This is a genomic window from Flavobacterium sp. CYK-55, assembly GCF_018413465.1.
Taxonomy (GTDB): domain Bacteria; phylum Bacteroidota; class Bacteroidia; order Flavobacteriales; family Flavobacteriaceae; genus Flavobacterium.
In genome coordinates, this window is sequence record NZ_JAHCDK010000010.1 from 106,364 (window position 1) to 118,418 (window position 12,055).

The 12,055-nt window shown below is 43.6% G+C and carries 7 protein-coding genes; 3 read left to right on the forward strand and 4 right to left on the reverse strand.

Translation table 11 applies throughout. The annotated features are described in order from the left end of the window. The first annotated feature begins 230 nt into the window (after positions 1–230). Both odhB and KIH23_RS11155 read left to right on the forward strand, forming a co-directional pair. On the forward strand, positions 231–1,460 hold the full coding sequence (gene odhB, locus KIH23_RS11150) for a 2-oxoglutarate dehydrogenase complex dihydrolipoyllysine-residue succinyltransferase (protein ID WP_213213567.1): 1,230 nt from the start codon (positions 231–233) through the stop codon (positions 1,458–1,460). A gap of 305 nt (positions 1,461–1,765) precedes the next feature. Next, complete coding sequence (locus tag KIH23_RS11155; protein ID WP_213213568.1) at positions 1,766–2,974, forward strand: TCR/Tet family MFS transporter; 1,209 nt, start codon at positions 1,766–1,768, stop codon at positions 2,972–2,974. 48 nt (positions 2,975–3,022) lie between these two features. On the opposite strand, the gene KIH23_RS11160 is transcribed toward KIH23_RS11155, so the two are convergent. From KIH23_RS11160 to KIH23_RS11175, 4 genes are all read right to left on the reverse strand, one after another. Next, the gene (locus KIH23_RS11160) at positions 3,023–5,278 is read right to left on the reverse strand and encodes a T9SS type A sorting domain-containing protein (protein WP_213213569.1); all 2,256 of its coding nucleotides are present in this window, start codon (positions 5,276–5,278) and stop codon (positions 3,023–3,025) included. 143 nt (positions 5,279–5,421) lie between these two features. Further along, a complete protein-coding gene (locus KIH23_RS11165; protein WP_213213570.1) occupies positions 5,422–8,277 on the reverse strand; it encodes a T9SS type A sorting domain-containing protein in 2,856 nt (951 codons plus the stop codon). A 66-nt stretch (positions 8,278–8,343) separates the two neighbouring features. Then, a complete protein-coding gene (locus KIH23_RS11170; RefSeq protein ID WP_213213571.1) occupies positions 8,344–10,656 on the reverse strand; it encodes a T9SS type A sorting domain-containing protein in 2,313 nt (770 codons plus the stop codon). An 82-nt stretch (positions 10,657–10,738) separates the two neighbouring features. Further along, positions 10,739–11,176, reverse strand: coding sequence for a retropepsin-like aspartic protease (locus KIH23_RS11175; protein ID WP_213213572.1), 438 nt, complete (start codon positions 11,174–11,176; stop codon positions 10,739–10,741). 81 nt (positions 11,177–11,257) lie between these two features. Between KIH23_RS11175 and KIH23_RS11180 the strand changes: the two genes are divergently transcribed. Beyond that, positions 11,258–12,022: a TatD family hydrolase gene (locus KIH23_RS11180; protein ID WP_213213573.1), complete on the forward strand. Its 765-nt coding sequence runs from the start codon at positions 11,258–11,260 to the stop codon at positions 12,020–12,022. The last annotated feature ends 33 nt before the right edge of the window (positions 12,023–12,055 follow it).

Below are 12,055 nucleotides of genomic sequence, written 5' to 3' on the forward strand. Positions count from 1 at the left end.
TGCGCTGCAATCTTTGGGTTCTTCAAGAAAGAACCAAAAGGATTTCCGCTTCGATCGGGGCTAGGGCAGCAGAGAAAACAGAAACAATACAATAAAGAATAAACTAAAATATACTACTATGATTTTAGAGATATTTGAAATTAAAAGGAGGACAGCCAGTGGCTGTCAGGTATTTTGAATATTCTAAAACAGTTCAATACTAATTAGAGAAATAACTAAAATATATTACTATGATTTTAGAAATGAAAGTCCCATCACCGGGCGAATCGATCAAAGAAGTGGAAATCGCAACTTGGCTCGTGAAAGACGGAGATTATGTAGAAAAAGATCAAGCCATTGCCGAGGTTGATTCAGACAAAGCAACCCTTGAACTTCCGGCTGAAGCCAGTGGCGTCATTACCCTAAAAGCCTCAGAAGGCGATACGGTAGCCGTTGGCGCTGTGGTGTGTTTGATTGACACCGCCGCTGCCAAAACCGCCGCCGCTGCACCTGCAGCCCCAGCCCCAGCCGAAAAACCCGCCGAAGCTCCTAAAGTAGAAGCTTCTAAACCTGCACCAGCACCAGCACCAGCCGCTACTTATGCAGCGCAAGCACCCTCACCGGCTGCTCGAAAAATATTAGACGAAAAAAACCTGCAACCTTCTGACGTGATCGGCACCGGAAAAGGCGGTCGCATTACCAAAGACGATGCAGTGAATGCGGTAGCTTCTATGGGAACGCCCACCACCGGCGGTAACCGGGGCAGCGAGCGTACCAAACTTTCAATGTTGCGCAGAAAAGTTGCCGAGCGTTTGGTTTCGGCCAAAAATGAAACAGCCATGCTTACTACGTTTAACGAAGTAGATATGACCAACATTTATGCGCTTCGCGAGCAATACAAAGACGAATTCAAAAACAAACACGGCGTGGGCTTGGGCTTTATGTCGTTCTTTACCAAAGCCGTTACCCGCGCTTTACAATTGTATCCGGATGTGAATTCGATGATTGACGGTCAAGAGAAAATCTCCTATAACTTTTGCGATATCTCCGTAGCGGTATCAGGCCCGAAAGGATTGATGGTTCCGGTGATGCGCAATGCAGAAAACCTTTCTTTTAGAGGTGTGGAAGCCGAAATCAAACGTTTGGCTTTGCGCGCTCGTGATGGTCAAATTACCGTGGATGAAATGACCGGCGGAACTTTTACCATCTCCAATGGTGGTGTGTTTGGCAGTATGCTCAGCACGCCGATCATCAACCCGCCGCAATCAGGTATTTTAGGCATGCACAATGTGGTGGATAGACCGATTGTGCGCAACGGACAAATTGTGATTGCTCCGGTAATGTATGTGGCGCTTTCTTATGACCACCGCATCATTGACGGACGCGAATCAGTAGGTTTCTTAGTAGCAGTGAAGGAAGCGCTCGAGAATCCGGTAGAAATATTAATGGATAACAACCCTAAAAAAGCCTTAGAGCTTTAAGGGTTTCTTACGTTCCCGGATGGGACGCCTATATATTTGATCCCGCTTGTTTTTTCAGGCGGGATTTTTTTTTAAGACCTACAAGGTTTGATAAACCTCGCAGGTCACCCAACCTCGCAGGTCAAAAAACCGCACAGTTTCCCACAGATTTTTCGTTTATTTGTGCAGCCGCGTGAGCGATGGGAGCAGAAATCTTGAGCGCCCGAAGCTTTGCGTAGGGCGGTCAAATTGCCGCGGACAGCGCGACGCGAGGAGGCACGACGAAGCGGCACGCCCCAAAAATCAGCAACCAAACAAACGGCATCATGAAACAAAATCAGAAACAAGCAGCCATCGGGTTTATTTTTATCACGATGCTTATTGACATTACCGGTTGGGGTATTATTATTCCGGTGATTCCGAAACTCATTGAAGAACTCATTCACGGCGATATTTCGCAGGCGGCCAAAATTGGCGGTTGGCTCACGTTTGCTTATGCGATTACACAGTTTATTTGTGCGCCACTGATTGGCAATTTGAGCGATAAATACGGACGACGGCCGGTGATTTTGATTTCGCTGTTTGGTTTTGCGATTGATTATTTGTTCTTATCGATGGCTCCGACCATAGGCTGGCTGTTTGTTGGGCGCATTATTGCTGGGGTGACTGGAGCGAGTATTACCACGGCTTCGGCTTATATTGCTGATGTGAGCACCCCTGAGAACCGCGCCAAAAACTTTGGAATGGTGGGTGCAGCCTTTGGGCTTGGGTTTATCATTGGGCCGGTCATTGGCGGATTGCTCGGGCAGTACGGAGCGCGCGTTCCGTTTTATGCCGCTGCGGTTTTGTGTATGCTAAATTTTATATACGGACTGTTTATTTTGCCCGAATCATTGGATAAAAGCAATCGTCGAGAATTTGATTGGAAGCGAGCCAATCCGGTGGGTGCTTTGCTCAATTTGAGAAAATATCCACAAGTGATTGGGCTGATTACCTCGGTTTTTATTTTGTATGTAGCCTCACACGCGGTGCAAGGCAACTGGAGTTATTATACCATGTATAAGTTTAAATGGGATGAAAAAATGGTCGGTATTTCATTGGGTGTTATCGGTGTTTTGGTGGCCTTGGTTCAGGGCGGACTCATTCGGTGGGTAAACCCCAAACTCGGCAATGAAAAATCAATTTATGTGGGCTTTGCGCTGTATGCTCTAGGCATGTTTATGTTTGCCTTTGCTACCCAGAGCTGGATGATGTTTGCTTTTTTGGTGCCTTATTGTTTGGGCGGAATAGCCGGTCCGGCTTTGCAGTCGGTTATTTCAGGCGATGTGCCACCCACCGAGCAAGGTGAGATTCAAGGAACACTCACGAGTTTGATGAGCGCTTCGGCCATTGTAGGGCCACCGCTTATGAGCATGTTGTTTTATTATTTTACGCATGACCAGGCGCCGGTTCAGTTTGCCGGAGCACCGTTTATATTGGGCGGAGTGATGATGCTCATCAGTGCGATTATTGCTTATTTTTCGTTTAAGAAATAAATAAAAAACCCGCTTCAACAGAGCGGGTTTTTTTATATCGTTTCATCGTTATTGGCGAATGAGTTTGACGGTTTTTTCTTGAGCACCGCTGCTGAGTTTGGCAAAATATACACCTTTGTTCAAGTCGGATAAATCTACTGAAGCATTTGCATTTTTAACTGCTTTAAACAACAATGTTTTTCCGAGGATGTCGCTGATTTCTATGTTATCGATTATAGCATTTTTCATTGAGAAATTGACTGTTGAAGCAGTTGGATTCGGATAATATTCTAAACTTCCGCCCGCAAAAACATCCACGCCCAAAAACGGCACAAATTCTGTTGTGCATGTATTGGTTACAATGGCCGGATTAAAGTCAAAATAAATGTTGGCGCTGTTCGGAATGATGTCCCCCAAAGCAAAACCGGCTTTAGGTTTTACTTGAAACACAATGTAGCCATGACCGGTTACTTCGTCTCCGGCTACCGAAGGCGGCAAGTTAACTCCGTCAAAACGCCAAGTCAAGTGATTGCCTATGCGATCGAGCGTATAATTATGACTCGCGCGTATCATTTTGATAGAACCTTCATTGAGCTTGTTGTCTAAAACATCATCTACGCGAATATTGATGGCTTCGGCCGTTCCGGTATTCTCAAAGCGAATGGTATAGGTCAGATAATCATCGGCTGTAAAACCAGAATGCACAATCTTTCCGCCATGGGCTTCGGTTTTGTCGTTCGGATCATATGAACCAATGATGTTTTGAGTTATGCTCTGGCTGTTGTTGGCCATATGAGCGTCTGTAGGGGTAACCGAAACCGAATTGGTGAGCAATTGCCCCAAGCTTACCGTGGGAATGGTCGGCACTTGCATGGTTACGGTAACCGATCTGGATTCGCCGGGATTAAGATTGTAAAAATTCAATGTGAATCCACTGGCGTTGGCTGTATACCCAGAATCTGAAACCGCCGTAACGGTTACAGCGTTGTCTTTGGTAAAAGTAAGGATGCCGCTTGGAATGGCTTGATTTCCTTCGTTTTTATAATTAATGGTGTTGGTGTAAGTAAAACCGGGTCTGGGTCTGCTCCAATATGAGTTAAGGTATACAGCAATATCAGTACAAGGAACTGCGGTAATGGCAAAATTATAAGTCACAATTCCGGAGCCATGGGCAACAGTAATCCCCGTGTAGGATGATGTTGCTATGGTGTATTGTGTGCCGCAATAATTGTTGTTCGGATTAATGTTGTATTGCAAAGTATACGAATGGTTTGGATTGGTTTCGTATAAATAATGCGTTCCGGTTGAAGTCATTACTTGGTGGCTCTCACCTGAATTTATTTGATAACTAAAAGAACCTTCGGTATAATTCTGTTCGCCGTTGTCTTGAACTCCGTTGTTATTGGTATCAATAAACGCATTGAGTTTAATACCGTCTGAGATATTCAAAGCTACATTTATCGGTACACTAAAAGGATTAATGCCCGGGTTAGAAACACCTATGTTGATAGGCGCATGCACAAGACCACTGTTGATGTGTTCTTGAGTAATCGGAGCATATCCGGTTAGTGTCGTTGCATCTGTTGCGCTTGGGGCAAGGATAGGTATCGGCCCGCCCGTGGGTGTAATCAGATAATAAACTTCCACATCGTTCATTGTACAAACTGGACTACTGTTGAATACAGTAAACTGATAATTGACAATATCGCCCACATTGACAATACCGTCATTGTTGTAATCCTGATAAGTTCCGGTTCCTGTTGCGCTGAGCGGATTGTCAATGGTCAGATAGCCGGCGGGTTTATAGTATTCGGCAATAATCCCGCAATTGTCGTTGGTAATCTCATAAAAATAATCTCCGAAGGTAAGATCCTGAATAAATAAGTCGGATTCTGGCTGTCCCGGAAATAGCTGATAAGTTCCAACAGGTTCAGAGATTCCGTCTTTGTAAAGTTTTAGGGAGCAAGGCCCACCAACAGCCGATACGTTATGGATTGTGATGGAACCACCATTCGGATATTCACACGTGGGTTGTGTGATGATGCTAGCATACGTTTGTAAACGGTGTATCAAAAAAGTAATCGTACTAACGTTTGAAGTGTTACCCATAAGATCTTGTACCGTATAGCTGATGTCTACGCTCTGTAGCGGAGGGCCAATCGGAAAAGGCATAAATGAAATATTCCCATTTGACACCATAAAAAACCCTTGAGGATTTACGTCGATTTCGCTTTGAATTCCGGGCTGGTTTTGATCAAGATCCACTGTGCTCCAATTTACACCGCCTCCGGTATTAGTCACACTGCCACTGCTTATTAAATACATAAAAGGCGAATTGCAATCTGACGCAAATATCTCAAAAAAGGCAGGGTTAGCTACAGGTGCTTGTGCTAATAAGGAGTTGTTACACAATATTCCTAAAAATAAGAATATGAGGTTATAATTTTTTTTCATGAATGTTTACAGGATTATTGTTTGGCTATTTTAATGGTTTCTTCTTGTCCGTTGGCTTTTATTTTTACCAAATATATTCCTTTTTCAAAAGAGGATAAATCAAGGGTCGCCTCACGATAGTCAACCGTTTTTGAAAGCAATGTTTTGCCCAGAATGTCCATAACTTCAACAGTGTTTATGGCTGATGAACTGTTTTTCAGGTTAAAGGTTACCATGCCCGAAGTCGGATTCGGATAATATTCTAAACTTCCGCCCGCAAAAACATCCACGCCCAAAAACGGCACAAACTCCGTCGTACAGGTATTGGTTACAATGGCCGGATTGAAGTCAAAATAAATGTTGGCGCTGTTCGGAATGATGTCCCCCAAAGCAAAACCGGCTTTAGGTTTTACTTGAAACACCACATAACCATGACCGGTCACCGGGTCTCCATCTACCGATGGCGGCAAATCAATCCCGTCAAATTGCCACGAAAGCGCAGCGCCCGTGCGTTTTAACACATACGGATGGCTCGAAGCAATGGTGCGCACGCTAGATTCGTCCAGTTGTGTGTCGAGCACATCGTCTACTTTTACGTTGATGGCGTTGGCGGTTCCGGTGTTTTCAAAACGAATGGTATAAGTCAAGTAATCGTCGGCTGAAAAATCTGAAAAAACTACCTCAGAGCCGTGGCTTTCAGATTTGTCATTCGGGTCGTAGGAACCCACAATAATCTGGGTTAAGCTCGAAGTATTGTTGTTGGGTGCAATGTCATTCGGGGTTAAAGTAATCGAACATGTATTGGTTAGTTGTTGTCCCAAGGCCACTGTCGGAATGGTCGGAACCTGCATATTCACCGTTATAAAACGCGTCTCGTGTGGTTGTAAATTCGTAAAGTCATAGGTAAATCCGTTGGCGTTCATGACCACTCCGGCGGCAGAAGTGCCGGTAATGTTCAGTAAAGGATCTTTGACAAAAGTAACCGTTCCTGAAATGGCTTGAATGCCTTGGTTGGTATACGTGATGTAATTTTGATAGATAAATCCGGGTCTAGGCGGTGCTGAATAAGTGTACAGATAAACGGCTAAGTCGTTGTAAGGAAGAATGGTAATCGGAAAGTTATAGGTTGTGATGCCTGAGCCTTGAGCTACAGTCACATTGGTATAACTGCTCGGCGATACGGAGTAATTTGCCGCTATGGCCGGATTAACCGCATATCCTAAATGATAAACGTTGGTTGGGTTTGATTCGTAAATGTAGTGCTGTCCGCTGTTGGTTGCGATGTTTATATCTGATCCGCCATTGATGCTGTAGCTGAATTCACCCTGTGAAAAGTTAATCTCGCCCGGATCTTGAATGCCGTTGGTGTTGAGGTCTAAAAAAGCGTTGAGTTTGATGCCGTCGGATGTGTTTAAAGCATAAGTGATTAACATGGCAAAATCATTGAATAGGGGTATCCCGTTTTGCATTCCAGAAATAGATAAACTGCTTGAAATTTCTCCGTAATTAATATCTTCTTGTGTAATGACATGAACAGCAGTAAAAGTGGTGCTGTCGGTGGTTCCTTGCGGAAAGAAAGCAATAGGGCCACCCTGAATTTCTAATCCTGAATGCAGCATGAAATCAGTTATATCTCCACAAGTACTATTCTGAACCGTAAAACTAAACTGAACAATGTCTCCTACATTGGTATAGCCATCATTGTTAAAGTCAATATAGGTTCCTTGCTCAGAGGTGTTGACAACAAACAAATTGTCATTTATATTGAGATTTATATTAAACGATTCAAAACAATTCGCCAGCAAAATATCTTCGGCCAAAACATTCAATTGATACGATCCCGGCGCTAAGTTCGGGATACTTGTAGTTGTTCCGGCGCCGGTAAGCGTTTGTGTTGGGCCATTAGGCAGTTTTTTATAATTGATGGTCCAAGTGCCCATCTCGGGTAATCCGCTCAAAGCAACAGCGCCCGTGTTTACGGAACAAGTGGGTTGGGTAACGGCATCAATGATGGGTGTATTCGCTCTGCAATAATCCACTAAAACAGTTACCGTAGCGGTATCGCAGTTACCAGGCGCAGTTAAATCACAAATTTGGTATATCAATGTATACAATCCGCTGGGCGTATTCGAGTTGGCAGATACTCGGCCATCAGGGGTTAAACCTACATTCGGATTGGTGGTTGATAGTAAATTGAGAGAAACAGTATTCAGATTGGCCGGTTGACCCCCTGCGGTATCGTTAAACAACACACTGCCGTTGCCCGGAGGCGTAGTGGTGCCATCTAAGTTTGATAAAGTAAACGAATCATCATTGGCCTCAATGGTAATCATCGGAGGGTTAAAAACCGACACCGTTGAAGTACTACTACAGCCATTAACGTCAGTTACAGTGGCTGTTACAACATACATTCCGGGGGTATTGGGCGGAAGCATAAACGTTGGTCCTCCGTTTATAACAGGAGTTCCATTCATTGCCCAGAGATAGGTATAAGGTTCTTGACCTCCGTTTACCCAAGCAGTAACTATTGAGCTGGGCAAAGTAATAATGGTATTTAAAATAACTTGTAAATCACTATTGACAACCAAATTCACCGGAACGATACTTGTGGTTAATGCAATCGAGTTCAGCACCCGCGCAAAAACAACTTGCTGTGTTGTGCTGATCGTAAAGTTGGTCGGGTCAGCAATGGCGTTGAGGTTGTTGGTGGCATCGCCTTGTGTTAAATGATAGGTAATCGTTGCTTGTGGCGGATTTTGATTGCCCATTATTTGACTATTGAGCTGAGTCAAATCAAACGATGAGTCGTTACAATAATTAGTCAAGGTAAGGTTTTGCGCATAACCGATGATGCCCATCAACAGCAATACGAGGAGGAGTGTTTTTTTCATAGCTTTTGTTTTTAAAAAAAGAAAACTCCAAATAAATCATTCGGAGTTTTCTACAGGGTTTGGTATTTATTCTTTGATGATTTTAAACACTTTACTTTGTTTTTGTGCCGTAGCTTTTACAAAATATACGCCCGAATTAAGTTGCGATAAATTAATCTGCGCTTCTGTGGTTTGCAGTGTTTGCTCAAGAACGATTTGTCCAAGGGTGTTCGTGATGCTCACTTTCTCTATCGGGGTGGTGTTTGAAATTGTCAATTGGTCTTGTACCGGATTCGGGGCATAATGCAATTGGTCTAAGTTAAAAGTGGTATTAGATAAATTAGGCACAAACTCAGTAGTACAGGTATTGGTTACAATGGCCGGGTTAAAGTCAAAGTAAATACTGGCCGTGTTCGGAATCACATCGCCCAAAGCATAACCCGCTTTTGGTTTGATTTGAAAGGTCACAAAACCATGTCCAATGTTGGTGTTGGGCACTGATGGCGGCAATTGAATATCATCAAAAAACCAAGTCAAAGAGCTGCCCTCACGATCTAGTGTATAACTGTGGCTGGCATTGATCATCATCAAAGTGGTTTCGTCTAATTGATTGTCAAGCTCATCGGTGATTCTAACAAATTCAGCATTGGCCGTACCTGTATTTTCAAAAGTAATGGTATAAGTCAAATAGTCATCTGAGCCAAAATTTGCATGCACCACACGTCCGCCATGCGATTCGTATTTTTCGTTCGGGTCATACGAGCCCACAATGGTTTGTGTTAAAATAGCATTGTTGTTGCTCAGCATAATATCGTTGAGGGTTGGCTCAATACTCGCTTCAAAATGAACCAAATCACCCAAAGCCACCGTTGGAATGGTTGGCGTTTGCAGTGTGATATAAATATATCGGGTTTCATGCGGGCCTAGGTTGGCAAAATTATACGTAAATCCGTCGGCTGTAGGCACAGTACCCGGAACAGAAACATTGGTGATGGTTTGGTTGTCAATGTTGTGAAAAGTCACCGTTCCTGAAGCAATAGTTTGCACACCATGGTTTGTATAGTACAGATAAATATCATGCGTAAAACCCGGTCTTGGGTTGCTGCCATACATATAAAGTCCCAAATCAGTAAAAGGTGTTAAGGTAACCGGAAAATAATAAGTAGTAACCCCTGATCCGTTGGGAACGGTAATATTGTTGAGCGTTGGAGCCACTCCGTAAAAAGCCTGATAAGCGTTATAAACACTAAAACTAATGTCATATGAGTTGTTCGGGTTTACCTCATACAAGTAGCAAGCATTGTTGGCTTGTAATTCAATAGCCGGTGCTGCATCATTAATCTGATACGTAAAAGAGCCATTGGTAAGTGTAGCCTCGTCCGGGTCTTGAATGCCATTGCCATTGGTGTCAACAAACGCAACGAGTTTGATGCCGTCAGAGGTGTTGAAATTATTGGTGTAGGTTAAGTTGACATAGGTTTGTTGCCCAATAATGCCGGCTGTACCACCGATGGTAATGGTTTTGGTTACTTTACCTGCGTTGATATCGGCTTGGGTTAAGGTGTAGTTATAGCTCATTGTAGTGCTGTCTGTAGCGCCTGCTGCCAATGAAGTGATGATGCCAACTGCCGGCAGTGAACCCGAGATTCTACGGATATTGGTCATGGTACAACCGCTGTTGTTGGTCACATTAAAACTGTAGTGAATTACATCACCCACACTCGGATTACCATCGGTATTTGTATCGGTGTAATTTCCTACCATTGACACATTCAGGTACCGCATGTCAACATAAACAGGCGAGGTAAAACAACCTTGAGCATTCCGCACTTTTAAGTAATATTCACCGGGGTAAAGATTGTTGATCGTAGCCGTGGTTCCGATACCAGTATATATAGCTGTGTTGTTTTGATTTAAAATGGTCCAAATACCAGAGGCTGGCAAACCTGTGAGGGTTACCGATCCGGTAGCTGAACTACAATTAGGCAGTACAACACCGGTAACCACAGGCGGATATAAATCAGTACATCCTACGCTTACATAAGCTGCTGCCCAACTCGCTGATGTGCTGCTGTTGGTAGGCATAATCTCGTATTCAATAATGTAGGTTCCTACCGGAGCCGGACCGTTTGAAAATATAATAGCACCGGTGGTTTGGTCTAAGGTCAAGTAATTTGAAGACGAGGATATCGAACTAAAAACCACATTTGACAAAGTGGCCGGCATGCCGTCAAACGTATCGTTGGCCAAGACATCTTGAATAGCAATGACAGGACCGGTTGCGTTGTCAATTGACTCGTAATCATCAACCGCAATAACGTTGGTGCTTTGTGCCGAAAGCACAGATGAAAACAACAAAGTGATGAATCCCAAGCAAAATAAAGCGTAGTGTTTTTTCATAGTAATTTATTTAGTCTACCAAATGTAAGTAATATTACTACAGAAAAAACCAAAACCCAAAAATAAATTCCTTGTGTTCAGATTATTGCAAATAAACACAGCCGTGGTAATAGTCAATAATAGCATGGCCGCTGAGCAAAACATCGGCGCCAATAATGCCCTGAACCGGTTGCGCTTTGTGTTGGCTAAGGGCTTGATTTACATGTGATAAATCAAAAACCACCAGCGGGAAATGCCGGGTTTTCCAGCGTCCGATTTGCAAGATGTTCTTGGGGGCTATTTGCGTATACATGCCCGTAGCACCCGCACCGGCCGCTTTGGTTGACGAGTTTTCAGGACTGAGCTTAAAGAGTTCTATACCTTCAAAACCCACGCAACTGTTGCTGGCTCCGGTGTCTAAAATAAACCATCCGGCCACGCCATTGATCTTGGCTTTGACCAACAAATGCTGTGTTTTACTGACTTTAAACTTTATTTTTTTATAGCCTTGCTCATGCAGTAAATCGGGGAGTTTTTCCATGGTAAAAAAACAAGAATTGTCTGGGGTAAAGTTCGCAAAACAATTCATTTAATTGTAATTTTGCTCGAGTTTTAAAAGTTTATGATTACCGATACCCACACCCATTTATACAGCGAATCCTTTGCCGATGACCGATCAGAAATGATTCAGCGCGCATTGCAACTAGGCGTCACCCGTTTTTTTATTCCGGCTATTGACTCTTCGTATACACAGGCGATGTATGATTTAGAGGCGGCTTATCCTGAACACATGTTCCTGATGGTGGGTTTGCACCCTACTTATGTCAAAGCAAATGTTCAGCAAGAACTAGCGCATGTGGCCCAACAACTTTCAGCCCGAAAGTTTTATGCCGTGGGCGAAATCGGTATTGATTTATACTGGGACAAAACTTTTCTCAAAGAGCAACAAGAAGCCTTTAGAACACAAATTGCTTGGGCCAAACAATACGACTTGCCCATTGTAATTCACTGTCGCGACGCTTTTGATGAGGTTTTTGAAATACTCGAAGAAACCAAATCACCTGAATTGCGCGGTATTTTTCATTGCTTTACCGGAACCTATGAACAAGCTTTGCAAGCCATAGCCTGCGGCATGAAACTCGGTATAGGCGGGGTGGTCACTTTTAAAAACGGACAGATTGATCAGTTCATCGCGCAAATTGATCCGAGCCATATTGTTTTAGAAACCGATTCACCCTATTTAGCACCCAATCCTTATCGCGGCAAACGCAACGAAAGTGCCTACATTGTTGAAGTTTTGAATAAATTGGCCGCCTTGTATCAAATCACGCCCGAAGAATTGGCGCAAATCACCACCCAAAATTCAAAAGCAATTTTTGGTATTTAAGCGGTCAAAGTAGCGGCAGTTGTCAATAAATTT